Source organism: Bacillus safensis (assembly GCF_039619585.1).
Lineage (GTDB): Bacteria > Bacillota > Bacilli > Bacillales > Bacillaceae > Bacillus > Bacillus safensis.
The window spans coordinates 1,098,753-1,125,627 of sequence record NZ_CP154909.1 but is presented as its reverse complement, the minus strand read 5'-3'; the positions used below and the strand labels follow the sequence as shown (position 1 = coordinate 1,125,627).

General features: G+C 41.3%; 32 protein-coding genes and 1 riboswitch. Of the genes, 12 read left to right on the top strand and 20 right to left on the bottom strand.

The genetic code is table 11. The features are described from left to right. Positions 1-10: 10 nt before the first annotated feature. Positions 11-361, bottom strand: coding sequence for a DUF1360 domain-containing protein (locus AAYR28_RS05655; protein ID WP_044334792.1), 351 nt, complete (start codon positions 359-361; stop codon positions 11-13). Positions 362-528: 167 nt separating this feature from the next. On the opposite strand from AAYR28_RS05655, the gene AAYR28_RS05650 reads away from it, so the two are divergent. From AAYR28_RS05650 to AAYR28_RS05630, 5 genes are all read left to right on the top strand, one after another. Beyond that, entirely contained in the window at positions 529-924 is a 396-nt protein-coding gene (locus AAYR28_RS05650) for a spore coat protein (protein WP_223250954.1), read from the top strand. A gap of 44 nt (positions 925-968) precedes the next feature. Then, the gene (locus AAYR28_RS05645; protein ID WP_034282321.1) at positions 969-1,304 is read left to right on the top strand and encodes a hypothetical protein; all 336 of its coding nucleotides are present in this window, start codon (positions 969-971) and stop codon (positions 1,302-1,304) included. 88 nt (positions 1,305-1,392) lie between these two features. Further along, positions 1,393-1,896, top strand: a complete 504-nt coding sequence (locus AAYR28_RS05640; RefSeq protein WP_034282028.1) for a spore coat protein — start codon at positions 1,393-1,395, stop codon at positions 1,894-1,896. A gap of 146 nt (positions 1,897-2,042) precedes the next feature. Then, complete coding sequence (locus AAYR28_RS05635) at positions 2,043-2,534, top strand: CotY/CotZ family spore coat protein (protein WP_003211658.1); 492 nt, start codon at positions 2,043-2,045, stop codon at positions 2,532-2,534. A 203-nt stretch (positions 2,535-2,737) separates the two neighbouring features. After that, a complete protein-coding gene (locus AAYR28_RS05630) occupies positions 2,738-3,181 on the top strand; it encodes a CotY/CotZ family spore coat protein (RefSeq protein WP_024426462.1) in 444 nt (147 codons plus the stop codon). A 35-nt stretch (positions 3,182-3,216) separates the two neighbouring features. Here AAYR28_RS05630 and AAYR28_RS05625 read toward each other — a convergent pair whose 3' ends face one another. The 10 genes from AAYR28_RS05625 to AAYR28_RS05580 all read right to left on the bottom strand — a co-directional run bounded on the left by AAYR28_RS05625 (position 3,217) and on the right by AAYR28_RS05580 (position 12,237). Then, entirely contained in the window at positions 3,217-3,906 is a 690-nt protein-coding gene (locus AAYR28_RS05625) for a CotO family spore coat protein (protein ID WP_120207286.1), read from the bottom strand. Between the two features lie 114 nt (positions 3,907-4,020). Continuing rightward, a complete protein-coding gene (gene fabI / locus AAYR28_RS05620) occupies positions 4,021-4,797 on the bottom strand; it encodes an enoyl-ACP reductase FabI (RefSeq protein WP_024425017.1) in 777 nt (258 codons plus the stop codon). A 150-nt stretch (positions 4,798-4,947) separates the two neighbouring features. Beyond that, on the bottom strand, positions 4,948-5,751 hold the full coding sequence (thiD, locus tag AAYR28_RS05615) for a bifunctional hydroxymethylpyrimidine kinase/phosphomethylpyrimidine kinase (protein ID WP_046310584.1): 804 nt from the start codon (positions 5,749-5,751) through the stop codon (positions 4,948-4,950). Between the two features lie 16 nt (positions 5,752-5,767). Further along, positions 5,768-6,781 (bottom strand): thiazole biosynthesis adenylyltransferase ThiF, encoded by a 1,014-nt coding sequence (locus AAYR28_RS05610; RefSeq protein ID WP_061109683.1) that lies wholly within the window; start codon positions 6,779-6,781, stop codon positions 5,768-5,770. Continuing rightward, the gene (locus tag AAYR28_RS05605; protein ID WP_034282033.1) at positions 6,778-7,545 is read right to left on the bottom strand and encodes a thiazole synthase; all 768 of its coding nucleotides are present in this window, start codon (positions 7,543-7,545) and stop codon (positions 6,778-6,780) included. Before AAYR28_RS05605 ends, AAYR28_RS05610 begins: the two co-directional genes overlap by 4 nt. 4 nt (positions 7,546-7,549) lie before the next feature. Further along, the gene (gene thiS / locus AAYR28_RS05600) at positions 7,550-7,753 is read right to left on the bottom strand and encodes a sulfur carrier protein ThiS (protein WP_024426466.1); all 204 of its coding nucleotides are present in this window, start codon (positions 7,751-7,753) and stop codon (positions 7,550-7,552) included. Then, positions 7,750-8,862, bottom strand: a complete 1,113-nt coding sequence (gene thiO / locus AAYR28_RS05595; RefSeq protein WP_034282034.1) for a glycine oxidase ThiO — start codon at positions 8,860-8,862, stop codon at positions 7,750-7,752. Before thiO ends, thiS begins: the two co-directional genes overlap by 4 nt. Further along, positions 8,846-9,463, bottom strand: a complete 618-nt coding sequence (gene tenI, locus AAYR28_RS05590; protein WP_046310578.1) for a thiazole tautomerase TenI — start codon at positions 9,461-9,463, stop codon at positions 8,846-8,848. Before tenI ends, thiO begins: the two co-directional genes overlap by 17 nt. After that, positions 9,438-10,148 (bottom strand): thiaminase II, encoded by a 711-nt coding sequence (tenA, locus tag AAYR28_RS05585; protein WP_046310576.1) that lies wholly within the window; start codon positions 10,146-10,148, stop codon positions 9,438-9,440. The genes tenI and tenA overlap by 26 nt, the downstream gene beginning before the upstream one ends. Positions 10,149-10,226: 78 nt before the next feature. Then, a riboswitch (TPP riboswitch) is annotated at positions 10,227-10,336 on the bottom strand. A gap of 59 nt (positions 10,337-10,395) precedes the next feature. Then, entirely contained in the window at positions 10,396-12,237 is a 1,842-nt protein-coding gene (locus AAYR28_RS05580; protein ID WP_345808949.1) for a monovalent cation:proton antiporter family protein, read from the bottom strand. Between the two features lie 162 nt (positions 12,238-12,399). On the opposite strand from AAYR28_RS05580, the gene prpE reads away from it, so the two are divergent. Next, entirely contained in the window at positions 12,400-13,143 is a 744-nt protein-coding gene (gene prpE / locus AAYR28_RS05575) for a bis(5'-nucleosyl)-tetraphosphatase PrpE (protein WP_041110152.1), read from the top strand. A 40-nt stretch (positions 13,144-13,183) separates the two neighbouring features. Here prpE and AAYR28_RS05570 read toward each other — a convergent pair whose 3' ends face one another. The 4 genes from AAYR28_RS05570 to AAYR28_RS05555 all read right to left on the bottom strand — a co-directional run bounded on the left by AAYR28_RS05570 (position 13,184) and on the right by AAYR28_RS05555 (position 15,987). Further along, positions 13,184-14,077: an RluA family pseudouridine synthase gene (locus tag AAYR28_RS05570; RefSeq protein WP_065214459.1), complete on the bottom strand. Its 894-nt coding sequence runs from the start codon at positions 14,075-14,077 to the stop codon at positions 13,184-13,186. A 17-nt stretch (positions 14,078-14,094) separates the two neighbouring features. Continuing rightward, entirely contained in the window at positions 14,095-14,895 is an 801-nt protein-coding gene (locus AAYR28_RS05565; RefSeq protein WP_003211364.1) for an NAD kinase, read from the bottom strand. Positions 14,896-14,958: 63 nt separating this feature from the next. Continuing rightward, complete coding sequence (locus AAYR28_RS05560) at positions 14,959-15,588, bottom strand: GTP pyrophosphokinase (protein WP_024425028.1); 630 nt, start codon at positions 15,586-15,588, stop codon at positions 14,959-14,961. A 33-nt stretch (positions 15,589-15,621) separates the two neighbouring features. Then, positions 15,622-15,987 (bottom strand): hypothetical protein, encoded by a 366-nt coding sequence (locus AAYR28_RS05555; RefSeq protein WP_034282045.1) that lies wholly within the window; start codon positions 15,985-15,987, stop codon positions 15,622-15,624. A 234-nt stretch (positions 15,988-16,221) separates the two neighbouring features. Here AAYR28_RS05555 and AAYR28_RS05550 point away from each other — a divergent pair, with 234 nt between their 5' ends. The 5 genes from AAYR28_RS05550 (at position 16,222) to AAYR28_RS05530 (ending at position 19,640) form a co-directional block, all read left to right on the top strand. Beyond that, on the top strand, positions 16,222-16,800 hold the full coding sequence (locus tag AAYR28_RS05550; protein ID WP_065214231.1) for a CYTH domain-containing protein: 579 nt from the start codon (positions 16,222-16,224) through the stop codon (positions 16,798-16,800). A 21-nt stretch (positions 16,801-16,821) separates the two neighbouring features. Beyond that, positions 16,822-17,589, top strand: a complete 768-nt coding sequence (locus tag AAYR28_RS05545) for a lytic transglycosylase domain-containing protein (protein WP_034282051.1) — start codon at positions 16,822-16,824, stop codon at positions 17,587-17,589. A gap of 275 nt (positions 17,590-17,864) precedes the next feature. Continuing rightward, positions 17,865-18,263: a thiol management oxidoreductase gene (locus AAYR28_RS05540; RefSeq protein WP_008355333.1), complete on the top strand. Its 399-nt coding sequence runs from the start codon at positions 17,865-17,867 to the stop codon at positions 18,261-18,263. Continuing rightward, positions 18,260-19,171, top strand: a complete 912-nt coding sequence (locus AAYR28_RS05535) for a ClpXP adapter SpxH family protein (protein ID WP_024425033.1) — start codon at positions 18,260-18,262, stop codon at positions 19,169-19,171. The genes AAYR28_RS05540 and AAYR28_RS05535 overlap by 4 nt, the downstream gene beginning before the upstream one ends. 295 nt (positions 19,172-19,466) lie before the next feature. Beyond that, a complete protein-coding gene (locus AAYR28_RS05530; protein ID WP_024425034.1) occupies positions 19,467-19,640 on the top strand; it encodes a hypothetical protein in 174 nt (57 codons plus the stop codon). A gap of 107 nt (positions 19,641-19,747) precedes the next feature. Here the strand turns inward: AAYR28_RS05530 and pepF are convergent, their stop codons facing one another. The 4 genes from pepF to mecA form a co-directional block, all read right to left on the bottom strand. Further along, a complete protein-coding gene (gene pepF / locus AAYR28_RS05525) occupies positions 19,748-21,574 on the bottom strand; it encodes an oligoendopeptidase F (protein ID WP_305933614.1) in 1,827 nt (608 codons plus the stop codon). Positions 21,575-21,788: 214 nt separating this feature from the next. After that, the gene (locus AAYR28_RS05520; protein WP_254001642.1) at positions 21,789-22,949 is read right to left on the bottom strand and encodes a competence protein CoiA; all 1,161 of its coding nucleotides are present in this window, start codon (positions 22,947-22,949) and stop codon (positions 21,789-21,791) included. Between the two features lie 162 nt (positions 22,950-23,111). Next, positions 23,112-24,632: a cardiolipin synthase gene (gene cls, locus AAYR28_RS05515; protein ID WP_034282056.1), complete on the bottom strand. Its 1,521-nt coding sequence runs from the start codon at positions 24,630-24,632 to the stop codon at positions 23,112-23,114. 87 nt (positions 24,633-24,719) lie between these two features. Further along, a complete protein-coding gene (gene mecA / locus AAYR28_RS05510) occupies positions 24,720-25,385 on the bottom strand; it encodes an adaptor protein MecA (RefSeq protein ID WP_024425038.1) in 666 nt (221 codons plus the stop codon). Between the two features lie 264 nt (positions 25,386-25,649). On the opposite strand from mecA, the gene AAYR28_RS05505 reads away from it, so the two are divergent. Beyond that, entirely contained in the window at positions 25,650-26,315 is a 666-nt protein-coding gene (locus AAYR28_RS05505; protein ID WP_034282060.1) for a TerC family protein, read from the top strand. Positions 26,316-26,354: 39 nt separating this feature from the next. Here AAYR28_RS05505 and spxA read toward each other — a convergent pair whose 3' ends face one another. Beyond that, entirely contained in the window at positions 26,355-26,750 is a 396-nt protein-coding gene (gene spxA, locus AAYR28_RS05500; protein ID WP_003211421.1) for a transcriptional regulator SpxA, read from the bottom strand. Positions 26,751-26,875: the final 125 nt, after the last annotated feature.

Genomic DNA, 26,875 nt, shown 5'->3' with positions numbered 1-26,875 from the left:
GAATGCCTGTTTATTTCACAAGCTTTGAGACGACCGCTTCAATGATGCCTGCTGCTGCGGCAATCGCTAATAGTAAATTAAGCCACATGCTGATGACAGGAAAAAATATGTATATCAGAAGTAAGGCAGCAGTGCACCATATGCCAGTACACCAATAACAGCTTAACAGTTCTCCAACCCAAGACCGCAGTCCTTCCCCTTTAATGATGATATATGTTTCGACCTCACCTTGTTCGTTTACCTCTTCCTGTTCTTCATGAAATAGACGGCGGAAAGGGGCCGTAATGGTATCAAACACAATCAGTCTCGTCAGTCTAAAGGATGCGAGGGCAAACACGACAAATGACAAAGCACCGCTCAGAAGCCTCCACCTCCTTCTTTCTTCTTTTTCCGTCCTTTCTTTATATATGCAAGAAAAAAGATCGTCATGATGAATCGAGCGGAAATAAAATTGGGTTGTACTTTTTCACACTTTCCGATTCCACCTTGCGTCCTTGCTGCATTAAATAATGTATAGATAAGAAAGGAGTGAAAGTATTGTCTATTGAAGAAAGTGCTGAAATATTATATACACAACTGTTAAACGAATTAATCAGCAATTATGATGATTTCATTGAGATCAAAGATTCCGAAAATGTCACAATTCATAAAACAGATGTAACAGCTGCACTCTCCCTTCAAGCGACCGTAACGACAATCATTACTCTTTTAATCCAAATTCTTGTACCAGACGATGAAGTGGCTGCCGACATCACAGATCAGCTTTTATCCACACAACAAGTGACAGTCCAAAAGAAAACTGTGATTCAAATCATCAACTGCCATAACATTACGATTACATTATCAGATGCATCCATTATGAACTCCGTCCAAATTCTCACTCAAACATTGAATGTACTCTTAGTTGAAGCCGGCATTCTTTGACCCTTTCTTTTTCTAACATGACGTATGAAAGAGGTGAAATCATCGTGGCTGAAGAGAACGAAAAAAAGGAGTTTCAAATCAATACTGATATTGATCCATTAACAAGTCTTCTTGTAAGTGATGTGTTAAACAAAAACAATATTACTGATGATCAGAAAGCAAATATCTCAGATGATCAAAGAAGAATGATTTTGAAATTAGTGGAGGACTTGCAAAAGAAAGCAAATGATTTCGTAGAACAGCAGCAGGAGAAAAAAAGGCAGGCTGAGGCAGCAAAACAGCCGGAACAAGTAGAGCCTGAACCAAAAGTACGTCCAAAACGAAATTCACTTCGAAATCGTATTCAGCAACGCCGTGATGCGCAGCGTAATAACGATTAAATAAAAATGGGTTGCCTGCTAGGGTAAATGCCCGAGACAAAACCACGCATTCCAGCATTTAATAAAGTAAACGGAAGGAGGAATAGAAATGGATTCTAAACCATATTCTTGGGTCGCTCTAGATCGTAACTGTACACACCACGGACATCACGGACACCACAGACACCACGACGATTGCAACTATGAAAGAAAAGCACTTTGTGACGACTATTATGATGATGAAGATGTCTTACAAGACTTGGATCAAGTAAGTTTCACAAAGCAGACATCTGAAGAAGTCATTATCGTCAGAGACTCTTGTGACATTAACGTCTCTTCTGTTGATGCACAGGTTGCAGCATCTATCCAAGTAGCGATTCAAACAGCGATCATCACTATTACAAATATCTCAATCGCTGACGGTGATTTGGCAGACCGCGTTACGCAGGATCTTTTACAAGCCGCTACTCACAAACAAACAAACCGCCAAAAACTTGTCATCGAAAATTCAAGAAACGTTACAGTATCTACAATCGATGCGGACATCTCTATCGCAATCCAAACACTTACTCAAACACTTGTTGCGACAATCGTTGCAATCGGTATCCTCTAATGTACAAAAGCAGAGCGAAAAGCTCTGCTTTTCCTTTTATCAAAATACATCAAATATAAATGGTCATTTACCCACACCAACTAGAGGGCGCATACATATGTTGTTAAGGACTAAAGTCAAATACCTTGTTAAAGGAGCTGAAATCCATGAGCTGCGGAAAACACCATGGCCGACATGATGAAAACTGTGTATGCGATGCGGTTGATAAGATTTTAGCAGAGCAGGAAGCTGTAGAAGATAAATGTCCTACGAGCTGCTACAGTAATTTATTAAGCCCAACAGTTTCTGGAAAAGATACGATTCCGTTTTTACTTTTTGATAAAAAGGGCGGGTTGTTCTCTACTTTCGGAAACATCGGAGGATTCGTTGACGATTGCCAATGCTTCGAATCTATTTTCTTCCGGGTTGAAAAATTACACGACTGCTGTGCTACGTTATCTGTATTAAGACCTGTTGATGTACACGGACATACGCTAAGCGTATGTCACCCTTGTGACCCTGACTTCTTTGGTCTAGAAAAAACGGACTTTTGTATTGAGGTTGATCTAAACTGCTTCTGCGCAATCCAATGCTTAAACCCAGAGCTTGTCGACAGAGTCATGCCATCAAAAGATAAAAAGCATCATCACCACGGCTAAATCAACAGGCCGCTCATCTAACTTGTCATGAGTCAAAGCATCCCCTTCCTCACGAATGACAGCCAATCATGCGGAGCAGTCAGCATAAGAAGCGGCTGCTTCCGCATTGGTTAAAAGTAGATGCACGAGCCGGCAAAGATAGCTTGAAGATGATGACAGTGCTCAAACACTCAAACAAATTTCCTAGTATAGGAGGGTTGAATATGAGCCGCAATCATTCATGGAGCTGTGTAACAGAGGCTGTTGAAAACATTAGCGACTTGCAAAATGCTGTCAAAGAAGATTGCCCGACCAGCTGTTACAGCAATCTCCTTTCTCCATCACATTCATTAGGTGACACTGTCCCGTTTGTTCTCTTTACATCCAAATCAAAACCATTCGTCGCATTCGGAAACGTCGGAGAAGTAGATGCAGGCCCTTGCTTCAGTACTGCATTTTTCAGAGTCGAACATATCTGTGATCACTGTGCAACACTCAGCTTGCTTATCGCATTTGACAAAGACCGTCATATTTTAGATTTTACAGATAAAGATTCCCTATGTGATGTGTTCCGATTAGAAAAATCGAAGTATTGTGTTGAAGTAGACCTTGACTGCTTCTGCGCAATCGAGTGCCTAAACCCAAGACTCATCAATCGTAACTGCTAACAAAAAAAGTCCCTAAATGGGACTTTTTTTATTAGTTAAAAACCTAGCGGGTGGATGGAAGAAATCTCAGCAATCGCTAATTCGACTGGATTTCCCCCGCCTGCTGTACGAATGATCACAGTATCATCTTTTCGATCCATGATGATCCCTCGATATGTTTTACCATCAGCTTCAATCAGACAAAGAGCCCTTGGCATATTATGAGGCAGTCTTGTGAGAAAATCGACTTTTTCATCAATACTCATCTGACTTAAAGGCTTTTTCACTCGTTTTCTTCTTGGTTCTTCTTTTGTTTCATGAAAGACACCTTCTGGCTGGTTTCCCTCTTCTTCTTGAGGCTCTCGCTTTTGTATGATCTCTGGTTCTTGTGTGATCTCTTGTTCCTGCGCAGGCTCGGCTTCTTGTGTATCCTCTTGTTCCTGTGCAGGCCCTGCTTCTTGTGGGATCTCTTGTTCTTCTGTAAACTCAGCTTCTTGTGTTATTTCTCGTTCATCATGTTGGAGTTTAGGCGGCTCGGCTTCTTTTTTATGCTCTATTTCTTGAGCTGCAGGTTCCTCCTGCTTGCTTTCTTTGATCACATCTTTTGCATTGGACTCACTTTCTGGCTGTTTTTCTGATTTCTTTCGCTTTCTCACAATATTTTGCATGGCCGGCTTTGATTCTTGATAGCTCGGCTGAACAATATACATCAGCGGCTTTTGATTCTCATCACCTTTATTTGACATACTAATCCCTCCCGAATGATTCATTCCTTATATATATGAACGGAGGCCTCAAATCAGAAGAAAAATAAAAAAACAGCATACCCTTCATCGGTATGCTGCAAGTCTTGTATTCGTTTAGCGGGCAATGATATGGAAGCCAGAATCAACATGCAGATTCTCACCTGTCATGCCGCGAGATAGATCACTGAATAAGAATAGAGCTGTATCGCCAACTTCTTCAGGAGTTGTTGTACGGCGGAGCGGTGCACGCTCTTCAATATCCTTCAGAATGGTATTAAAGCCGCTGATGCCTTTTGCAGATAACGTACGAATTGGACCAGCAGAAATACTGTTCACGCGGATGCCTTCTGCGCCTAAATCAGCTGCTAAATATTTCACACTTGCTTCAAGTGATGCTTTCGCTACACCCATTACGTTGTAGTTTGATACAACACGCTCTCCGCCTAGGTATGTAAGCGTCACAATGCTTCCACCCTCTGTCATTAATGGACGTGCTGCTTTTGCTACAGCAGTTAATGAGTATGCACTAATATTGTGCGCCAAAAGGAAACCTTCACGGTTCGTGTTCAAGTATTCGCCAACAAGCTCTTCCTTGTTTGCAAATGCAATGGCATGCGCAACGCCATGAATGACTTGTACTTTTTCTTTAATTGCAGCGAAACATTTTTCGATTTCTTCGTCACTTGTCACGTCACATGGAAGAATAATTGAATCATCACGCTCAAGTGTGCTTGCAAGCTCTTTTACCGATTCAGCAAGACGATCTCCAACATAAGTAAAAATCAAACGAGCTCCAGCTTCATGAAGTGAGCGGGCAATTCCCCAAGCGATGCTTCGTTTATTGGCAACACCCATCACCACGATATTACGGCCTTCTAAAGAAAAGTTCATATGTAATAAAGCCTCCTATTTTTTCAAGACATAGTATTAGTACCTGATCATAATATTATCACAGATCATAAGAGAATGACAATTTCCGCTGAAAGAAAGTTTCATTTTCGAAAAAAAACCGCCCTCACAAGTGAAGACGGTTCGATTCCGTTATCGTTTGATTCTGTTTTGCTGATAAGCAAAGTGGTTCGTAGGCCCATGTCCAGATCCAATACGTAAAGGGAATTTAATGGCTTCATGGACAAAGGTTTCTGCTGTTTCAAAGGCTTCCTTCATCGAATATCCTTTCGCAATTTCAGCTGTTAATGCTGCTGCAAACGTGCAGCCTGTACCATGTGTATGCGGTGTATCAATATGTTCATTTGTGACTTCAATAAAGCCTTTTCCATCATACAGCAGGTCTGAAATCATCCCATCAGATGGACCATGGCCGCCTTTGATCACGACATGTTTCGTGCCAAGCTCATAAAGACGCTCCGCTGCCACATAGCGGTCCTCTTTCGTCTGAATACGTATGCCTGTTAGTACTTCTGCCTCAGGAAGATTCGGTGTTACAGCATAGCTGACAGGCAGCAAGTGTGTTTTCATCGCAGAGACCGCATCTTCATTTAATAAAGAGGCCCCTCCTTTTGCGATCATGACTGGATCTACAATCAGCTTCATTTCATATTGAACCGTTTTTTCAGCTACGATTTTAATCATGTCTGCACTCCACAGCATCCCTGTTTTGACGGCATCTGGCAGTAAGTCTTCTGCCACTGCATCTATTTGACGCTCTAACGCCTCAATTGAAAGCGGGTATATCCCGTGAACACCTAGTGTGTTTTGCGCAGTAATCGCTGTGATCGCAGACATTCCGTACACACCGAGCTCCTGAAAAGTTTTCAAATCTGCCTGAATGCCTGCTCCGCCGCCAGAATCAGAACCCGCGATTGTGAATGCTTTTTTGATCATTTCTTCACACCTCTCATTAGCCAATCCATTGATGATAAATAGTTCTTGCTTTGGCAATATCATTCGTACCATGAACAAGTGCTCTGCCATCTTTAAATAAGACAATTTTAAATTCATCCTTTTGACACGAAAGCAAATATGGATTCTCAAGCACATCCATTCCTGCCCTCTTTAACCGAAGAGCAACTTCATGTAAAGGCGGCGGTGTTTCTGCTGCACTGCGGATTTGTACCGTATTGCGGCCGCATAGTACATCTGCCTTCGCTCTCTTGTCATATGAAAGAAATGGATAGGTCTTCAGTCCACAGCTTGGACATTGCTTCTTCTTTAAAGACGCGGCCGATCGAATATCAGACCGTTCATTTTTCCATAAATCGAAGGATTTTAAAATTGGCGTCACTTGATGTCCTGTTAAATATTTAAGTGCATCTGCCACTTGATATGCGGCCACCTGCTGCACAACTGGACTGATGATACCTGCAGTATCACATGTCATGCCTTGTGCAGGTAAATGTTCAAGCAGACAGTGTAAACACGGCGTCTCACCAGGAATCACAGTGAATTGAATGCCGTAACTTGCTACACAGGCACCATAAAGGAACGGAATTTGATGTTTGACAGCGGCATCATTTGCGATCATTCTCACCTCAAAATTATCCGCTGCATCGACAATGATTGAAGCCTCGCTGACAAGTTCGTCAATATTGTGAGCAGTCACATCGATTACGATTCCTTTGATGTGCACATCACTGTTTACTTGCTTGAGTCTTTTTTCAGCCGCCACAGCTTTTGGCAGTCGATCCTTCACGTCTTGCTCCGTGTAGAGCTGCTGACGCTGAAGGTTGCTCCATTCAATATAATCTCGGTCCAAAATGGTGACAGAACCAACGCCGGCACGAACGAGCATTTCAGCACTTGCGGTTCCAAGTGCCCCCGCTCCAATAATGACCGCCTTTGAGTCATTTAGCCTCTTTTGACCCTCTGTTCCGATTGGCTGAAAAAGCTCCTGGCGTGAATAACGAGTGCTCAAAATGACGGCATTCCTTCCTGTGGACTGCTCGCTGTCCCATAGTTTTTTAGCGGAATACGTCCTGCCTCATAGCCTAGTCTTCCTGATTCAATCGCGAGTTTCATTGCTTTTGCCATTTTCACAGGATCCTTTGCACCAGAGACAGCGGTATTTAGTAATACAGCGTCAGCTCCAAGTTCCATCGCATAAGCTGCATCCTTCGGAGAACCTACGCCAGCATCAATAATGACCGGCACCTTCGCCTGCTCGATTATAAATGAGAGGTTCAGAGGGTTTAACAGACCTTGGCCTGAACCAATCGGTGAAGCACCAGGCATGATGGCATGGACACCGAGTTCTTCTAATTTTCTTGCCAGCACCACATCATCAGATGTATATGGCAGCACGATAAATCCTTCTTCGAGCAGCATTTCAGATGCTTTTAATGTTTCAACTGGATCTGGCAGAAGAGACCTTGAACAGCCAATGACTTCTACCTTGATCATGTCACAAAGCCCAGAAGCCTTTGCTAAACGGGCAATACGCACTGCCTCTTCTGCTGTACTTGCACCAGCTGTATTGGGAAGCAGCGTATATCTTGATAAATCAAGCTGCTCCAAAAAATTAGGCTGAGATGCTTCGAATATGTTCATTCTTCTGACGGCAAAGGTTAAAATTTCGGCTTCCGATACGTTCACCGCTTCTTTTTGAACCTCAAATGATGGGTACTTTCCTGTTCCTAGTAATAGTCTTGATGTGAATGTTTTTCCGCCAATGTGCAGCATTGGATCATCCTCCTCCTACGAAATGAACGATTTCAATCGTGTCATTTGGTTGAATTTCTACTTGTTGAAACGCTTCTTTATCAATGATTTCATGGTTCTTTTCAACGATCACCACACGGTTTTCAAGCTGATAGGCTGATAGCAGATCATAGATCGTTCCATTCTCTTGATCGAAATCAACGATTCTGCCATTCAATTGAATCTTCATACGAATAGTGCCTCCTTTCGTCCAATACGAAACGCATGAAGCCATTCCTCTTTGACCGGTTCGTCTAATATCAGGTCACGAATGATTTCTCCAGTAATCGGCGCTAGTAAAATACCGTTCCTGTAATGCCCTGCAGCAAAAAGAATACGCTTGTCTTCTGGATGTCTTCCGATATAAGGATGCCGATCGTTTGTCGCCGGACGAAGGCCTGCCCAGCACTCTTCAATCGGCATCTCCTTAATAGAAGGCATAAGCTGAGACGCCTTTTGAATCACAGCTTCCATGCCGCCAAGCGTTGGAACAGCCTGCCACTCGTTTGGCTTCATTGTTGCGCCGATAACAAGCTTTCCGCTATCTCGCTGAACGATATAACAATGATCATGATAAATGGTGTGTGCGAGCGCCGGACCATTATTCCATACAGACACACATTCCCCTTTTACTGGATAAAGAGAATGAGATAATCCGAGTTCTTCAAAAAAACGGCCAGACCATACACCACTTGCGACTGTCAGGTCATCACATGTGAATGTGCCCTTCGTTGTTCTGACAGTTAACGCTTCTTTGTCCCGCTTCACTTCGATCACAGGTGTACACTCTTTCACATCTGCCCCGTACCGGACAGCCGCCTGCCATAAAGCCCTGCATACAGCGTAAGGTTCCACATGCACATCCTCTTCAATCAAACCTGCTCCCAGCATGTGATCTGTAACTTGAGGCATGCATTTTTTTACGCTGCTTGCGTCAAGCCATTTAAATGTAGACAAATGCTGCATCTGGCAAAGGGCTTGTTTCTCTTCTTCTGTAAAGGCGACCTTCATGATACCGCCCGCTGAAGTTCGAATATCAATGCCTGATTCATGAAGAAGATCGACTTTTAATTTTTCGTACAATGCCTGGCTTGCTCTGCCTGCCTGAAAGAAAACATCCTCATGACCCTCTCCTTCAGCATGTGCACCGAGCATCCCGGCAGCCGCACTTGTCGTTTGCTTCCCTATCTCATTCGCTTCAAATAAGACCACCTGTTTTCCTGCTTTTGCAAGGTGATAGGCGATGGAGACCCCTATGATTCCACCACCAATGATTGCAACGTCATAATGCTTTTTCATAAGGATTCTCCTTTACCTTTTCAGAAAATGCTTGTGCCATCATACGCGGCTGATGATGAGCAAAAATCCCAGACATGACAGCAATTCCTTTCACATTTGCTTGTTTCAATTCTGGAACTCGTTCTGGGGTCACCCCGCCGATGGCCACCACTGGAATCGTTAGTGCAGAAGTCAGTTTCTTCACAAGCTGTACACCTCTTGCCTGAAGTCCTGGTTTACAAGAGGTGGCATATACGTGCCCAAACATGACATACTCTGCTCCATTTTTCTCTGCTGCTTTCGCTTCTTCTATCGAATGGACAGATACTCCCGCATGAAGGTGAGGAAATTTTTTTCGCAGTTCTTTTGGCGAAAAGCTGTGGCCCGGCAGATGCACCCTGTGAATATTGGTAAGCAGCGCAACGTCTACTCGGTCATTGATGACGAGCTTTTCTTTCGGCACACCTTCTAAAAGGAGATTCTTCACGAGATCAACAAGCTCACTTGCTGTTTTAGACCTTTCCCGAATATGAATAAAATCCACTTCAGACGCTATGGCTTTTATTTGTTTGATCAGTTCATCCGCAGGAAACGAATCATTTGTCACTGCGTGGAGTTCCATTTGCACCAACCCCATCTAAGCATGCTGTTTGCCACATTTCTTTTTGATACGCCATCTCCCAGAAGTGATATTCGTAATAGCTTGAAATCACGAAATTTTCTTTCATATTGGCCCGTACATGGTCTGGTGCTTTTTCTGCTAGTTCATCAAAGCGGTTCACTTGTTCGAAGACGAGTTCCTTAAACCAATCGCCTCCGTATGTCAAAATCCATTCTTGGTAAATTGGATGGTCAGGTGTTGTTTGTTTCAGCTTTTCACCTACCTCATAATAGAGCCAGTAACATGGTAATAACGCGGCTAAAATCTCTTCAAACCGTCCGCTTTTTACAGATCGGTACATATGAGAGGTATACGCATAAGCAGTGGGGGAAGGCTTAAAGTTCTCAATGGCTTCATCAGAAATCTGCAGAAGCTCTGTAAATTTCCTATGCAGCGACAGCTCTGCTTCATACGTCCCCTGAGCATGATACGCCATTCTGCCCGTCGTATGTAAGTCCTCACTAATCGCCGCTCCATATGCCTGCACCTTTGCAAAATGAGTTAAATAATACGAATCCTGCATCACGTAATAGGTGAAACGATCGAGTGAAAGTGTGCCATCTCCAATCCCTTTGACAAAAGGATGTGTAAAGCTTCCATTCCACCATGCTGCTGCAGCCTCTTTACATTCTGTTGAAAACGTCATTTTTCTCTCCTCCTGTTTTTCCATATAAAAAAGCCACTTTCCGCGTGGAAAGTGGCTTGGAATTTGTAAAAAGCATAGTCAAAAACCGCACCACTTCCCTACGCAGGTATGAACCTGTTCAGGTAATGAGGGTCTAAAAGTCGACACTTTTATCTCAGCCCTTTTAAAGGACTCCCCTAGTGGATCAAATATATGATGTTGTACCTCTATCTTAATCAGGAATTGTTCATTGGTCAAGGGTTCATTGTCATTCTAATTGGGCTCTTAGTCCTGCCACATATTCCCGGGAGCCCGATACAAGCACACGGTCGCCGCTTCTGAGTGTCGTATCTCCATGCGGTACTAAGCTGTCTATCCCTCTGAAAATACGGACAAATACCAAATCACCGGTGAAAGGAAATTCTCTCAGCATGACATTATGATAACGATGATTGTTCATTTGAATTTGATACAAAGAAGAATCCTCATTTGTTAGCAATCGAATCGCATCAGGTGCTTCAATCAAAGCTCTTAGCACCGTTTTAGATGACAGGAAAGTAGAAAACGTATCAATTCCCGCTTCCTTCAATGTCAGCTCTGCCTCTGCTTTGTTGACACTTGCAATGACTTGTTTTGAACCTTCTTCTTTTGCAAATAAAGCAATTTCCTTATTTTTCGTCTCACTGCCTGTTGCGACGACTAGGACATCCTCTTGGCCGACGCCTGCCTTTCTCAGCGTCTCATCATCGTATTGTTCAATTGATTCGACTTCAAAGATAGAGTCTGCCAGCAGCGCTTCCTTATTTTCTTGAAAAACATGCAAAATCCGAATGTCATATTCATCCTGATGTAAATCAAGTGTGACAGGTAAGGTCAGCTGATTAGCTCCAATAAAGGTCACACGCTTCTTATGGGCTGCCGCTTGTTCTTTTTTAAACAGCGCTTTAAACCAAACAGGTGTTAAAATACTCGTTAACACAGCAACTAAAATCAGCGCTCCTGACATTTTATGATCAATGACCCCGAGCCGCTCACCAATCGTCGCAGCTGCAATGACGAGAGATAAAGTTGAAGTTAATAAAAAGCCGGAGCCAATGACCTTTTTCATGTCATACCATTTTTTCAAATAAAGAATCGGAATGAGCTTACTTATAAGCAGCGCAATAAACAGCAGCGGAATCATGATCATGATGTTTGGGTCCTTAAACAGTGCCCATATATTCAGATCTACTCCGACCATCACAAAAAAGATCGGGATTAAAAATCCATAGCCAAATGAGTCCAGCTGCTGAACGAGCTCTTTATTTGGCGAAAGAAGGGACACAAGCACGCCAGCTAAAAACGCCCCAAGAATATTTTCAGCCCCGAGTGATTCAGATAAGGCAACTAAGACTATAATGAGAGTAAAGATTGCCCTTGTCCCAATTTGCACGGTCCCTTTAGACATCGACTGAAAAATTGACTTTGTCTTAAATACGCGGCCAAATAAATAAAGAAGAATGCCTGCAGCAAATAATAAGAGCAGGAGCCACATGTTCCCTGTTCCATCTCCATAAATGGAGGAAAACACAGCAAGCAAAATCATCGTGACCAAATCGGCAATGACAGCTACAAGCAGAATGATTTGACCGATATTCGTCTGCATCAACTTTTCCTCTTTTAAAGTTGGGACCACTACGCCTAATGAGATGGTAGAGATAATGAGCGTCATTAAAAAGGCATTTTGGATAAACCCTGCGAGTACAAACGCATAGGACAGAATAAAAGAAATACAAAATACCCCAAGAAAAATAATGGTGGCAGCTTTAAATGTATTTGGTTCTTTTAAACCATTTGGAAGTTCTCGTGCTTTCTTCTTTGACTCAAAAGAAGAAAAATCTATTTCAAGTCCACTTAAAAACATCAGAAAAATAAAACCGAGCATGGATAATGTATCTAACCACGCATCATGTTCGACAACCAGTTGAAGACCGCTTTTCCCAATGATGAGCCCCATGATGATTTCAGCTACAACGACCGGAATGGTCAGCTTAAATCGGTGCAATAAAATAGGGGTGAAAAAGGCGACAATGATAACGACAACGAGTGATGAAACAGATGTATGCTCCATTGGCTAAAGCCTCCTAACATTCATGTTTAATTTTTTAAGTCTTACGTTAAAGCATTGATTCTAACAATTGCCCAAATGAAATGAAAGCCATTCGTTATATTTTCTAAAATTCAAACTTCTTTATATCCGACGAATGGATGAAAAAAATCAGGAGGAAACCTTATGAAATTCGATATCATTGGCGATATCCACGGCTGTTACGAAGAGCTGCTTACCCTCATACACAAACTAGGATACGAACTCAAACATGGATTACCCGTCCATCCTGATAAGAGAACGCTGGCCCTTGTTGGTGATCTAACAGATCGTGGACCTCAGTCAGTAGACGTCATGCGATTTGTCATTCATGCCTATTCACACGGCGCAATCCGCTATGTACCTGGCAACCATTGCTTTAAGCTTTATCGTTACTTAAAAGGAAATCCCGTCAAATTGCTTCATGGCATCGAAACCACAGTGAACGAAATAAAAAAACTGCCAATTCATGAACAAAATAAATTGTCACATGAATTTAAGCAGTTATTCGAGAAGGCTCCGCTTTATGATGTACTCATTCCTGATGAGCTGATCATTGCACACGCAGCGATGAAGGAAAAGGATATTGGAAAAAAGCCGAATAAACAAATGCGGTCCTATTTATTATTTGGTGCCGTCACAGGAGAAACATGGCCAGATGGACGACCTGTTCGCAAGGACTGGGCAAAGGAGTATCACGGAAAACCGTGGATTGTGTATGGCCATACACCAGTGAAAGAACCTCGATTCGTTGGCAGAACCGTCAATATTGACACAGGCTGCGTATTTGGCAACAAGCTGTCTGCCCTCACATACCCTGAGCTTAAAACGGTCTCCGTTCCTTCATCCATGCCTTATGATGAGTCAAGATTTCAGCATTTCACATCATAAAAAACCCGGCCCTGCGCTGCAGGTGACCGGGTTTCTCTATTTAAAAAAGCAATGATTTCATATCATCAGGAAGCGGGGCTGAAAATGTCATTTGCTCACCTGTCATCGGATGAGGAAATACAAGGGTTTCACTATGCAGTGCCTGCCGGTCTATCCGCTCGGTCGTTCCGCCATACAGCGTATCTCCGATGAGCGGATGCCCAAGAAATTGCATATGAACACGAATTTGATGTGTTCTCCCAGTTTCAAGTGAGAGAGACACATCCGACATGTTCAACTCAGCGATTACCGCTCGCACGAAATAATGCGTCACTGCGTCCTGCCCAGTATCATCAACCATCCGCTCGATGATACTATCCCCTTTTCGGGCAATTTTTGCAGCGATCGTTCCATGTTTTTCTGTGATCATGCCATGTGTAAACGCTCTGTATGTTCGCTTAACCGCTCCACTTTTTTGCGCCTTTGATAAAAGGCTATGGGCAAAGCGATGCTTCGCCACAAGCATGACGCCAGATGTGTCACGATCAAGACGGTTCACCAAATGAACCGTATGCCGAACAGACTGCTTGGCATAATGATGCAGCAATCCATTCGCAATACTGTGCTCAGGGTGCTCCCGAGAAGGGATTGAAGGAATATACGGCCTTTTATTCAGCACAAGGACATGCTCGTCCTCAAATATAATATCAAGTGGAATCGGTGCAGGCTTTAGTCCTTCACTCACTTTTTCCTCGGGAAATAAAATGGTGAGCCTGTCCCCTTCATGCAGTTCGCACTTCACGGTAACATGCTCTCCATTAATGAGGAGGTCACCGCCAGCAAACTTAATATCTGTCAGCATTCTTTTCGAAATGCCAAGATCAATTAAATATTCCTTTAAAAGCAGCCCTTCTTCTTTGGCTGTTATGGTTTTGTTTAACGTAAAGTATTCCAGCGGGAACAACCTCTTTCTTATTCTCCTTTTCCGATAAAGGAATCTTGCACCCTTTTCCAAAACGGAAACGGTCTAAATCTGGCAAAACGGACATTCTCGTCTGCCACCCGGCATTGAATGGATTTGACGTCTTTATGAAGCAGTGTTAAATGATCAATGGTCACCTGAAAATCGACATCATTCCTCGGCTTAATCACACAAGTATGGTGGTCAGGCAAAATAAGCGGTGAACCGACCGTCCGAAACACTCGGTTGTTGATTGAAGCCATTTCTGCCAGCTGAATGGCTCTAATGGAAGGGTGAATAATGGCGCCACCCAGTGCCTTATTATAGGCCGTACTGCCAGATGGTGTAGACAGACAAAGACCGTCACCTCTAAATGTTTCAAACAGCTGGCCTCTGATTTCAACATCTGCCACAAGTGTCCCTTCCATGCTTTTAATTGTACATTCATTCATTGCTAAATATTTCTCTTCTCTGCCGCCGTCATTGTATCTGACAATGACTTCTAAGATCGGATATTCCACAATATGATAAGGCGTTTTCGCAATGGCTAAGACGAGTTTTTCAATTTCACTCGGCACCCAGTCAGCATAAAAGCCAAGATGACCTGTATGAACACCGACAAAAGCCGTTTCATTTAGACGGTCGCTATAACGGTGAAACGCATAAAGAAGGGTGCCGTCTCCACCAACCGTAATGACAAGATCCGGTTCCTCTTCATTTAGTTCCATACCAAAATCCAATAAGTAAGTCTGAATTTTACTTTTGAGCGTGTCAGATACAGAATTCCCTTTTGAAGAAACTGCAAATTTCATGAATTCTTCTCCTTTTTCACCTTGCTGCTATGAGAGGGCAGCATCATATTTGATCAAACTGGCTCAGCTGTCGTTTTTCTTTTTCCGGGAAAATGCCACTTGTGCTTCTTGAATTTCCCCTCTAATTTCGGACATTTCTTCATCGAGACGAGAAGCTGCCTCAGATGCTCTTTGAAGGCGCAGCTTGACCTTCTCCGGGATGTTCCCGCTATATTTATAATTCAGAGAATGCTCAATGGTCGCCCAAAAGTTCATCGCAAGCGTACGAATTTGGATTTCAACGAGGAGCTGTTTCTCTCCGCTTACGGTTTGCAGCGGATATAACACAACAAGGTGGTAAGAGCGGTATCCGCTTTCTTTATGTTCTGCAATATAGTCGCGTTTATCTACAACCACAAAATCTTTACGTGACTGGAGCATTTTTTTCACGACTTGTATATCTTCTACAAACTGGCACATAATGCGAAGCCCAGCAATATCCTGCATCGTTTCAATCTCATGCATCGGGATGTTTTTACGCTTTGCCTTTTCTAATATGCTGGCAACGGGTTTCACTCGGCCTGTGACAAATTCTACTGGTGAATGGTCATCCTCGAATTCATACAGCTTTCGAATGCCTTTTAGTTTCACTTTTAGTTCTTCGACTGCTTGTTTATACGGTGCGAGGAATTGATCCCATTGTTTTTTGTCCATGAAACTTCCCCCAATTCCATATACCTAATTATTTCAGAGGAATGTGCTTTTCACTTTCTCTTCCATATCTCCGTAATTGGCATTGTCTTTAATATTGTCGATTAAATAATGTAATTCCTGTTGAAGCTGAATGAGTTCCAGTGAATGTTCATCTGATGCCAAATAGACAGGGATGTCACGATTCATTGCTTCTTTTAATGGAGCCCATGTATGTTCCCCTAAAATAAGATACGAAAAGGACTCCTCGGTTTCAAGTATGTAAACGAACGCAAAGTGATCAGAATCAACAAGCATTTGTCCTGATGCTTTTGCTTTTTGGATTTGCTCTTCTGACTGGATTGTCAAAATCAGCCTGTCTTCTTTTAAAGTTGCTTCTGTGATTTCAATTCTGTTTTGCATCATGATCTCCTTTACAACAAAGTACAGCTTTATTTTATCATATCAAGTTCAATATTGATAAACCGAACTTTTTGAGAAAATCCTGTTTTTCTCTTTTAAATGATCCTTTCCCAAGATTCTTCATTCATTTTGGTCCATACCTAAAGAAAATAGAGAGAAAAAAACAGTCTTTTACATGTTGAACACACTTCATGTACAATAATCATATTTCCTCTAATGAAAGGTTGATGTCAAATGGCACAGGAAATTGAAATCGAACTAAAGCAATTATTAATGAAAGAAGAATTTGAACAGCTGAAACAGCATTTTCAATTGAAGGATGCGGATTTCCATACGCAAACCAACTATTATTTTGATACACCTCAATTTGATATAAAATCTCAATTGGCTGCATTAAGAATGAGAGAAAAAAACGGTCAATGGGTGCTCACATTAAAGGAACCACATGAAATAGGCTTGCTCGAAACCCACCAAACGATTGCTCCCCCTTCTCAACTTGACGATTTTAAGCTGCCAGAAGGTGAAGTTGCAGACAGATTAGACCACCTGAACATTCTAAAGGATCAAATTGTGTACTTTGGTTCACTTGAAACGTCAAGAGCAGAAAAAATGATCCAAGAAGGCTTAATTGTTTTGGATCACAGCCGATATTTAACAGTAGAGGACTATGAACTTGAATTTGAAGTGAGCGACCTGGAAATCGGACAAGCCGCTTTCTCCGCATTGCTCCGCAAATTTCATATTCCAGTACGAAACACGAAAAACAAAGTCGTTCGTTTTTATGAAGAAAAAATGAAAACACAGAATAGATGAATTCCTTGAAGGAGGAACATGATGAACGTCAATCAACTTCAATCCTTTATGCAGCTTCAAGCGCTTAAAACGTTACAGACAGATCCAGCACAAACGCAAATGTCTGGGGGTCAAGAATCGAATGCCCAAGCTTCATTTCAGTCGCTGCTGCAAGATTTTTTAGGCGGATCGGAATTATCACGTCTCCCGCTTTCCATCTCAGCTTTTTTGGGCACGGATCCATCAACGGCTCCAAACACGCAATATGCGCGTACAAACCCATATTTATCTGCCACTTCCGGCAGTGATCAGCTTGAGGCCCAATCTTTATATGCAAATGACAATCAATTAAATACAGCGAATGGCATTGGAAATGTCTTAAACAACAGCTACACGCCGCCGCTTCAAAAGGCTGTCTCAAGTAGCTCATCATCAAAAGAGATTAATCAAATCGTGTCACAAATGGCTCAAAAGCATGGCGTTCCCGAAAAGCTGATTCACGCGGTCATCAAGCAGGAATCCGGCTACCGCACAAATGCTGTCAGCCATGCAGGTGCGCTTGGACTCATGCAGCTCATGCCATCTACTGCTAAATCACTTGGCGTCAACAATGCCTTTGATGCGTCCCAAAACATTGAAGGCGGAACGAAGTATTTAAAACAAATGCTCAATAAATATAACGGAAATATCTCACTCGCCTTAGCTGCCTATAATGCAGGCTCAGGAAATGTAGATAAATACGGGGGCATTCCTCCATTTAAAGAAACACAAAATTATGTCAAGAAAATCACAGCTCAATATTTCGCTTAAACCGAAGAGAATAACCTCTTCGGTTTTTTGTATGTCGCTTTTCCCCCTTTTTTGACTGAATGTGTTATGATATGGTCAATTGATCACAGAATTCGATTCTCTCTTTATTTCGAGCAGACCAAAGCGGTTTGTTTGTGGAATTGAGATGAGGTTGTTAAAATAAGTACAAGAATAGAAACAATAAAATAGAACAAACTGAATATCACTTTTGAAATAAATGTAATGCGCAATAGGGTGAGTCATCCTATTAACTACGAGTAAAAGGAGTAGTCAACATGGTACAATCGTTTAACGCACCTTACGAAGCGGTTGGAGAGGAACTTCTATCGCAACTTGTTGATACTTTTTATGAAAATGTAAAGTGTCATCCTTTGCTTCATCCTATTTTCCCGGATGACTTAAAAGAAACAGCAAGAAAACAAAAACAGTTTTTAACGCAATATTTAGGCGGACCACCGCTTTATACAGAAGAGCATGGCCACCCAATGCTGCGAGCGAGACATCTCCCTTTTCCGATTACTGAGGAGCGGGCTGACGCATGGCTTGAATGCATGGAGGATGCAATGGATCAAGTAGGATTAACCGGCGATATTCGTGACTTTTTATTTGAACGGCTTTCTCTGACGGCTCGTCATATGGTCAACCAAACACCTGAAAAGGATGGACGATCTTGAGCTGCAATACGCACGATCAATATTTCTCACACTGTCACGGACATCCTCAAAAGCCGATTGAAATCTATGTATTCATTGATCCTCTAAGCCCAGACTGCTGGTTATTAGAGCCATCCATTAAAAAGTTGAAAATGAAATATGGCCGTTTTTTCACTTTACGAACGGTAACAAGTTCTAGTATTAATGCTTTGAATCGGAAAAGAAAAAAACATTTACTGACTGAAGCATGGGGGAAATTTGCCACTAAAACGCAGACCAAAAAAGAACAAATGCTGTCTGAACAAATTGTGACATCACCCTACCTCGCCTCACTGGCACTAAAAGCAGCGGAGCTTCAAGGCAGAAAATGCGGAATGAAATTTTTGCGTCTTATTCAAGAATCACTTTTTTGCCATCAGCAAGATGTCACAAGTGAGCAGGTACTGATAGAAAATGCAAAAAGTGCTGGTCTGGACATCGAGGAATTCCAGCGCGACATTCATTCTCAAAGTGCTGTGAAAGCACTGCAATGCGATATGAAAATTGCAGCTGAAATGGACGTATCTGAGCTTCCGACCTTCGCCTTTTTTAATACCGTAAATGGAGATGAAGGATTAAAAATTTCAGGTGCCTACTCTTATGATATATACGAGGAAATCCTTTTTGAAATGATTGGTGAAAAACCAACACCATCAGAACGTCCTCCAATTGAATGGTTTATTGCTTACTTTCAATTTGCTTCCGCAAAAGAGATAGCCGTTGTCTATGACCTGACGCTTGAAGAAGTTGAACGAGAAATGAAGAAGCTGGCTTTCGCTCAAAAGGTAGAACGTGTACAAGTGCAGCAAGAAATGTTTTGGCGCTATAAAGAGAATGACCACCATACAGATCTTGATGTCTATCGCTGTGAAAATGAACATGGGTGCTGACCCATGTTTTTCTTTACTCCAAAAAGGAACATTCGTTCCATTTATAAACACGAAGAAACCGCGCCGGGATAAGCGCGGTTTCACTATGTCTTAACGACAACAAAGGGGATGGGAGAAATTTTTCACGGTCAAACAAAGGGGTAATGTTTGTATGTGATTAATTTCACATCTGTAGTATATCAAATTTTGTCGACTTATGACAACAGATATACTATATGTTCATATTTTTGTCACAAAACATAAGAGGGTTGTCACTTTCATATAGTAAAAGTAACAAAAAAATGGGGGGATCTGCATGCGCAGCACAACTATTGGACTTGTTGCCATTGGCTTATGTTTCTTTTTAAATATATTAGGCTTAATGAAGATGCTTCCTCTTTATTTGACGTCTCCACTCTTATTTGCTTCGATTCTTTTTACGCTTTATCGAATGAATCACCGTAAGACCTTTAGAGGTTTTAAAGGTTGATGATTGACAAGGAACGGCCTCGACATCTGAAGAGGTCTTTTTTTATGAGAAAAAAACTCCTGTCAAAAGATGAGATAGCACTCACACGTCTGACAGAAGTCTTTTCATTACTCACCTGTTTTGGAGATGAGCTCTTCCATTTCTTTTAGTTTTTCTTCGAACAATTGACATGCTGCTTCGATTGGTTCTTTAGAAGCCATATCAACCCCTGCTTTTTTCAGCACATTGATTGGATAATCAGAGCTTCCTGCTTTAAGGAAATCGGTGTAGCGCTCTACCGCTGGTTTTCCTTCTTGTAAGATTTGCTTGCTTAATGCCTGCGCCGCACTATAGCCTGTCGCGTATTGATACACATAATAGTTGTAATAAAAATGAGGGATTCTCGTCCACTCTAATCCAATTTCCTTATCAACCACCATGCCGTCACCAAAGTACTTCTTGTTCAGGTCGTAATAAAGGTTTGTCATAAATTCTGGCGTTAAAGCCTCTCCTTCTTGTGCTTTCACATGAATAAGATGCTCAAACTCAGCAAACATCGTTTGTCTGAATACCGTTCCTCTAAATCCTTCTAACAAGTGGTTTAACACATACAAACGCTGCTTTTTATCGTCTAAATGATTGAGCAGGTATTCGCCTAGTAACGCTTCATTTGTAGTGGAAGCCACTTCAGCTACAAAGATACTATAGTTTCCATACGGATATGGCTGGTGCTTTCTTGTATAGTAGCTGTGTACAGAATGCCCAAATTCGTGAGCGAGTGTAAACAAATTATCAATATTATTTTGCCAGTTCATGAGGATATATGGATTTGTACCATAGCTCCCAGATGAATAAGCACCGCTTCGTTTCCCTTTATTCTCATAAACGTCTACCCAGCGATTGTCGAGTCCTTCTTTTAACACGGACACATATTCTTCTCCTAATGGCGCTAACCCTTTCAGCATATAATCCTTTGCTTCATCATAGGTGAGCTTCATGCCAGCATCTTTCACAAGTGGTGTATACAAGTCGTAATTGTGCACTTCATCAAGCTTTAATACCTTTTTACGTAATTCAATATAGCGGTGTAATAACGGTAAATATTGATGAACTGTATCAATTAGATTGTCATACACTTCTTCCGGGATGCTGTTTCGTGATAATGCTGCTTCTCTTGCGGATTTGTAATTTCTCACTTTTGCATAAAAATTATCCTTTTTAATCGAACCGCTCAGTGTAGAAGCAAGTGTATTCTTATACTGATCATACGTTTTATACACAGCTTTAAAGGCATTCTTTCTCACTTCACGATCATCACTATTTAAAAATGTGATGAAGTTGCCGTGGGTAATTTTCTTTTCCTCTCCATTCTCATCTTTTACAGAAGGGAACGAAACATCGGCGTTGTTAAACATACTAAAGGTAGTAGATGAAGATGAAAGTGGTTCAGATGCCTCAGCTAATAAAGCTTCTTGCTCTTCACTTAAAATATGTGGACGCTCTTTATTAATTTCTTCGAGAGCATGTGAATACAGTTTTAATTCTTCTTTTTCTAGTATGAATTGCTGCAATTTATCTTCTTGGATCGATAAAATCTCTGGAACAATATAAGCAGATGTACTAGACAGCTGTGTAAATAGATTCGATGCCTTATCATTTAACGCCTGAAATGATGAGTTCGTTGTATCTTCATCATATTTCATGTGCGCATATGTATAAAGCTTGCCAAGCTTTTCAGAAAGTTGATCCTGAAAGGTGAGGGCTTCATACAGAACATCAGCAGAATGGGCCAGCTTTCCTTTAAACTGGGCCAGCTTCGGAATTTCTTTTTTGACCGCTTCGAATTCCTTGTTCCATGCATCGACGCTTTCAAAAATATCTTCAAGACGCCATTTGTTTTCTTCTTTTACTTCGCTTCTGTCTGGTAAATGATTGTTTTTGTTTTGTGAAGTCATATGAATCCCCCTTGCATGAGTTGTGTTAAACCAACCTTTCGGAAAGTGAAAGAAATTGGTGTTGTATTTATCTTCTTTGTTTTGAACTATATTTGTCAAATCATATGCAGAAATAAATACCAAACAGACTAAAAAAATGAGGAAAAAGCGTTTCTTTCGATTCAATAGCAGCACCACCTTTTTCTTATCATGATCAAAGTGGTCATGAAACATGCTAATGAAATAAGAAAGCATCTCGTTTTAACACTTCATCTAGTGTTCGTATAGGCATTTGATTCGACGATACTTCATAATTACCCTCTTTCGTCATATGTAAAAACCCTTGTCTTACAAGCGCATTTACATATGCAGTGACCACCTCTTTTATTTCTTCTCTTGAAACATCGCCATATCGGAGTTTCACTTCTTTCATTTGCACACAGCGATTGATTTCCATCATCAGCTGTTGAATCGTCACTCTTCCGCTTCCTTTTTTCCGCATCATCCAATCATAGAGACACCCTTGCCAAACATACACGGGACTTGTAAAGATATACGCTTCTTGCACCGGAATAAATAATTCAGTTGGCAAAAAAGGGAATGCCGTATGATGATGCTCATAAAAAATATTTCTCAAACGTTTGCTTTCATTTGATAAACTGCGAGGAGGACGCTGCCTAAATTGCTGTATACATTTAATCCATTGTTGGTTTACTTGACGCTTACTGGAAGGCAGAGATAGAAGTGCCGGAATATCACGGTATGCTGAAGGTGGTCTGACAGTCATGGCCGCACATATTTTCGTTGGTTGAAACACGAGGAATTGATCAAGATGGATGAACCTTTTCTGGATCGGGCAGAAAAAAATCAAGCGCCTTTCCTCTGATTCCCTTAAAATTCCCCAATGAATGGAGGAGAAAGAAAAAAGCTGGGCAGATTTTCGGTTTAAACGATTTGCCCCTATCATCCATATGGGAAAGAGCCCTGCCTCGCGGAGACCTGCTGTTCTTCTGCGAAGCTCTTGCCGGGAAATATTTGCACATTGAAATTCAATTGCATAGTTTTCATTTTCTATAGAGACGGTCACATCAGGACGCTGATGAATATTTGACATATACTTTTCCAGCGCCGGTTTATGTCCAAGCCCCTTCAGCCAATTCATAATGGCTTCCTTTCCCGCCTGATGATAAGCCGTTTCGCCTGAAGCTAGCGGACATGCTGTCAGCTGTTTATGCGCAAAATGATAGACACGATGCTCCCCTAGCTTTAATTGCACCTCCTCCCTGCACTCAGTACAATAAAATTTGCACGTCGTTCTTACATGCTCCAGACGGCTTTTCGATAGATGATGTGTCATTCGGATAAGCTTACCGTTATCCATAATTGCTGCGTTCATTCAGTTCGCCCCTCGCTCTTTGATAACCGTATTATAGCTTGTTCGTCTATAAGGAAGCGAAAAGGCAAAATGAATTTTTACCGTGTCAAAAGATAATTTTAATAATCATTTCTTCGGTAAAATCAAAAATCCCCCTTATAGAAAAGGGGGAAAATACAATCTTTATAAAAGTGGTGATAATAATCTTGCTGTTGATTCAAACAGTCTGACCCCCAAGGGTCTCTTTGCAAACTCTTCTGGAACAATTTCATGTGACTGCTCTAAATCACCTAAGAAATCATTGACGAGCTTCTCGGTGCTTTTTGTTTTATAGAGGAAGGCATTCACTTCAAAGTTCAAATGAAAGCTTCTCATATCCATGTTTGCCGTTCCTATCGAAGCCAGCTCGCTATCCACAATAATAAATTTACTATGCATAAAGCCTTGATCATACTCGTATACCTTTGCTCCTGCGTCAAGAAGCTCCGGGAAGTATGAACGAGATGCATGGAAAACAATCCGTTTATCTGGATTCTTTGGAGCAATAATCCGTACATCTACTCCGCTCAATGCGGCAATTTTCAATGCGGACAAAATATCATCATCCGGCACAAAATACGGTGAAGCGATCCAGATGGACTTTTTGGCGGAGATGATCATGGAGAAAAAAAGATTTTTAATGACCTCCCACTGCTTGTCAGGCCCGCCAGCAATCATTTGTACGCCTTCTGTTGTACTCTCAAGGTGGCTGAAATCTTTGAAATAGTCCACACCAGAGCATCTTTCATTCGTCATATAGTACCAATCCTGCATGAAAATCTGCTGGAGGTCACGAACAGCTTCGCCCTTAATCATCAAATGAGTATCACGCCAGAATCCATATTGTCTGCTTCTGCCCATGTATTCGTCTCCAATGTTAAGCCCGCCGACAAATCCCACTTCCCCATCAATTACGACAATTTTTCTATGATTTCGGAAGTTGATTTTATTATTTAAAAGGGGGAGCCTTACTGGTAAAAACGGAACGATCTGAACGCCAGCCTTTTCTAGGTCAGCAATATATTGACGGGAGAGCTTTAAGCTTCCTACATCGTCATATAAAAAGCGGACAATCACGCCATTTTTCGCTTTTTCAATGAGAATGTCCTTTAATTCTTGGCCAAGGTCGTCGTGGCGGAGAATGTAATATTCTAAATGAATGTGATGAGTTGCTTTTTTAATCTCTTCAAAAATATGAGAGAATGTTTCTTCACCATTGGTTAAGACTTTAGAGGACGTGCGATATGTAATAGGAGTATGTCCGAGTCTGTGGGCCAGCTTAAATAAGAGCTGCTGATGATCACCCATATGCGTCATTTTTTCAATCGCTTCTCTATGGATACGTTCATCTTCCTGAATTAATTTCTCGTCCAATACCGCCTTCTTTTCAAACAGCCGGCGCTTTTTGATATTGCGTCCAAAGAAAATGTAGAACAAAAAGCCGAATAACGGAAAGCTGCCAAGCAGGACAAGCCATGTAATCGTTTGAGACGGATTCCGGTTCTCCAAGAAAATAACAAATCCGATGAAAATAATCGATAAAGTAAATAGAACACTCACAGAACTTAATACACTTACCGCTAAATCACCGACAATCAATTGGATGATTAAATAAGCACCTACCGTAATGATTAGAAAAAATAGAACTTTGACTACATTTCTCATTTCATTTTTCTCCTTGCCGATCTCTTTATTTATCTATTCATTCAGATAAAAAAGCCGATTCCTCTATAGAAATCGACTTTTTGTTAGTTACGAGAAGTGCTGTTGAATCGTTTCAAGGGCATTCCCTTCGATAATCAGCTGACCGTATTCTTTCAGTCTGTAGATGCTGACCACTGATTCATGAGCATATTCAAGCAAAATGCTGAGCTTATTCTCCACTTGCTCATCTGACAAATCCTCGTGGAAGTCAACATATAGATAATAACGGTTTTCAAACGAATATAAACTTGTGGTAAAATCCTGCATATTTAATTGAGAAAGTGCAATCAAATCTTCAAAGTCATCCATTTTCAATACGAATTGAAGTTGAAGTTTTTTGTCCTTCTCATTATGGTCTTCTTGATCTTGCTCTTCTTTATGAAAATCATCAAGCAGTGCGTCTAAGCTTTCTTCATCTGTTTGATCTTTTTTATCTTCTGGAATCGGCAATTCGAGCTTTTGTCCATCTTTAGAAAGTTGGGCTTTTGTCACGACAATTTCAAGACCTTTGTCAAGTGCCTGTACTTGAATCCAAAGCGGTCCCTCTACTGCAAATTCTTCTTCTTCGTGCACTTCGTCCATTACTTCCCAAAACAGCTCTTCACTGCGCTCACGATTGTACCAGATCTCTTCACGGTCAAATCCGCGATCTTCAATATCACCGTAGGAAATATAAAATTTGACTGTATGTTCATTTATTCTTTCGATTTCCATTTTGCCAACCTTCCCTTCTATATAAGATGTTGAAGGGACATACAAGCTCCCAATTAATAGTACTTTACTACACTTTACCCGTTCCGTCTACATGTTAACCGTTTAAAGAATTGAGGTATTGCTTCGTACTGTCTATTTTATGATAAAACATGAATAAAAGAAATAAAAACGCATTTTTTGCAGAGAAAACTTGCAGAAACATATATTTGAATTGTCCTCATATATTGGTTGTACGAGCTCTATTTGGGACATGAGGTGAAATGGATGGAAACAGAGTGGATCGTATCCTTACTGATGATTATTGGCATAGACCTAATTTTAGGCGGAGATAATGCGCTCATTATTGCGATGGCGAGTCGCAGTTTATCACATGACAAACGCAATAAAGCCATTTGGATCGGCACTCTTTTAGCCGTGTTGATGAGAATTACAATGACTGGTGCCGCCGTTTATTTATTGACTATCCCTTATTTGCAGTTTATTGGCGGTCTTTTTCTCCTTTATATAGGATACAATCTGTTAATTGAACAAAAGAAGGAATCGATTCGGATAAAGAGCAGCGGCTCCCTTTGGCGTGCGGTTCAAACCATTGTGATTGCTGACCTCTTTATGTCACTTGATAATGTCATCGCAGTTGCAGGTGCAGCAAAAGGCAACATGCTTCTGACCGCTTTTGGTCTCATGATTTCTGTACCGATTATTATTTGGGGAAGCAAGCTGATTCATGCAGCTTTAACTAAATTTCCGTTTCTTTTATACGGAGGAAGTGCTCTCTTGGCCTTTACAGGGGGTGAAATGATTGTACGTGATGTGAAATTGGCTGAATTTATGGCACAGCATGCCACGCTTGAATTGATGCTTCCGTTTTTAACCGTCATAGTGGTCATATTAGCGAGCCTCTTTTACGAACAAACGGCTGAAAATAAATAAAAAAAGCTGCCAAATGATCGGCAGCTTTTTATGTTTTTATTAGTTAGCAAGTCGCTGAGCTTCTCTTAGTTGGAATGTACGAACCGTTCTTGGTAAGAAACGTCTAATTTCATCTTCATTGTACCCAACTTGTAATCTTTTTTCATCCAAGATAATTGGACGACGCAAAAGACCTGGATGCTCATTGATTAGTTTATACAATTGTTGAAGCGGCATTGTCTCAACATTGACATTTAGTTTTTGGAATACTTTTGAACGTGTTGAGATAATTTCGTCTGTACCGTCTTCTGTCATTCGAAGAATTTCTTTGATTTCATCGATTGAAAGAGGCTCAGAAAAAATGTTTCTCTCTTGATATGGGATATTGTGCTCTTCTAACCACGCTCTTGCTTTTCTACATGATGTACAGCTTGGTGATGTGTATAATGTTACCATAAATCTTCACTCCTCAATTTGTAGAATGAATATTGATCTGTATTCTTAAATTAAAATTGTTCTAAATAAGTAATCTTTATAGTGATTATACTATAAAAAAGTAAGTGTGAACAGATTTTCTTGCA

What these genes read in the sequence shown, in the direction of transcription:
- AAYR28_RS05640 (WP_034282028.1), top strand. Translation starts at nt 1,393, where the DNA reads ATGGATTCTAAACCATATTCTTGGGTCGCTCTAGATCGTAACTGTACA.
- AAYR28_RS05635 (WP_003211658.1), top strand. Translation starts at nt 2,043, where the DNA reads ATGAGCTGCGGAAAACACCATGGCCGACATGATGAAAACTGTGTATGC.
- AAYR28_RS05630 (WP_024426462.1), top strand. Translation starts at nt 2,738, where the DNA reads ATGAGCCGCAATCATTCATGGAGCTGTGTAACAGAGGCTGTTGAAAAC.
- AAYR28_RS05625 (WP_120207286.1), bottom strand. Translation starts at nt 3,906, where the DNA reads ATGTCAAATAAAGGTGATGAGAATCAAAAGCCGCTGATGTATATTGTT.
- fabI (WP_024425017.1), bottom strand. Translation starts at nt 4,797, where the DNA reads ATGAACTTTTCTTTAGAAGGCCGTAATATCGTGGTGATGGGTGTTGCC.
- thiD (WP_046310584.1), bottom strand. Translation starts at nt 5,751, where the DNA reads ATGATCAAAAAAGCATTCACAATCGCGGGTTCTGATTCTGGCGGCGGA.
- AAYR28_RS05605 (WP_034282033.1), bottom strand. Translation starts at nt 7,545, where the DNA reads ATGCTGCACATTGGCGGAAAAACATTCACATCAAGACTATTACTAGGA.
- thiS (WP_024426466.1), bottom strand. Translation starts at nt 7,753, where the DNA reads ATGAAGATTCAATTGAATGGCAGAATCGTTGATTTCGATCAAGAGAAT.
- thiO (WP_034282034.1), bottom strand. Translation starts at nt 8,862, where the DNA reads ATGAAAAAGCATTATGACGTTGCAATCATTGGTGGTGGAATCATAGGG.
- tenI (WP_046310578.1), bottom strand. Translation starts at nt 9,463, where the DNA reads ATGGAACTCCACGCAGTGACAAATGATTCGTTTCCTGCGGATGAACTG.
- tenA (WP_046310576.1), bottom strand. Translation starts at nt 10,148, where the DNA reads ATGACGTTTTCAACAGAATGTAAAGAGGCTGCAGCAGCATGGTGGAAT.
- AAYR28_RS05580 (WP_345808949.1), bottom strand. Translation starts at nt 12,237, where the DNA reads ATGGAGCATACATCTGTTTCATCACTCGTTGTCGTTATCATTGTCGCC.
- prpE (WP_041110152.1), top strand. Translation starts at nt 12,400, where the DNA reads ATGAAATTCGATATCATTGGCGATATCCACGGCTGTTACGAAGAGCTG.
- AAYR28_RS05565 (WP_003211364.1), bottom strand. Translation starts at nt 14,895, where the DNA reads ATGAAATTTGCAGTTTCTTCAAAAGGGAATTCTGTATCTGACACGCTC.
- AAYR28_RS05560 (WP_024425028.1), bottom strand. Translation starts at nt 15,588, where the DNA reads ATGGACAAAAAACAATGGGATCAATTCCTCGCACCGTATAAACAAGCA.
- AAYR28_RS05555 (WP_034282045.1), bottom strand. Translation starts at nt 15,987, where the DNA reads ATGCAAAACAGAATTGAAATCACAGAAGCAACTTTAAAAGAAGACAGG.
- AAYR28_RS05550 (WP_065214231.1), top strand. Translation starts at nt 16,222, where the DNA reads ATGGCACAGGAAATTGAAATCGAACTAAAGCAATTATTAATGAAAGAA.
- AAYR28_RS05545 (WP_034282051.1), top strand. Translation starts at nt 16,822, where the DNA reads ATGAACGTCAATCAACTTCAATCCTTTATGCAGCTTCAAGCGCTTAAA.
- AAYR28_RS05540 (WP_008355333.1), top strand. Translation starts at nt 17,865, where the DNA reads ATGGTACAATCGTTTAACGCACCTTACGAAGCGGTTGGAGAGGAACTT.
- AAYR28_RS05530 (WP_024425034.1), top strand. Translation starts at nt 19,467, where the DNA reads ATGCGCAGCACAACTATTGGACTTGTTGCCATTGGCTTATGTTTCTTT.
- pepF (WP_305933614.1), bottom strand. Translation starts at nt 21,574, where the DNA reads ATGACTTCACAAAACAAAAACAATCATTTACCAGACAGAAGCGAAGTA.
- AAYR28_RS05520 (WP_254001642.1), bottom strand. Translation starts at nt 22,949, where the DNA reads ATGAACGCAGCAATTATGGATAACGGTAAGCTTATCCGAATGACACAT.
- cls (WP_034282056.1), bottom strand. Translation starts at nt 24,632, where the DNA reads ATGAGAAATGTAGTCAAAGTTCTATTTTTTCTAATCATTACGGTAGGT.
- mecA (WP_024425038.1), bottom strand. Translation starts at nt 25,385, where the DNA reads ATGGAAATCGAAAGAATAAATGAACATACAGTCAAATTTTATATTTCC.
- AAYR28_RS05505 (WP_034282060.1), top strand. Translation starts at nt 25,650, where the DNA reads ATGGAAACAGAGTGGATCGTATCCTTACTGATGATTATTGGCATAGAC.
- spxA (WP_003211421.1), bottom strand. Translation starts at nt 26,750, where the DNA reads ATGGTAACATTATACACATCACCAAGCTGTACATCATGTAGAAAAGCA.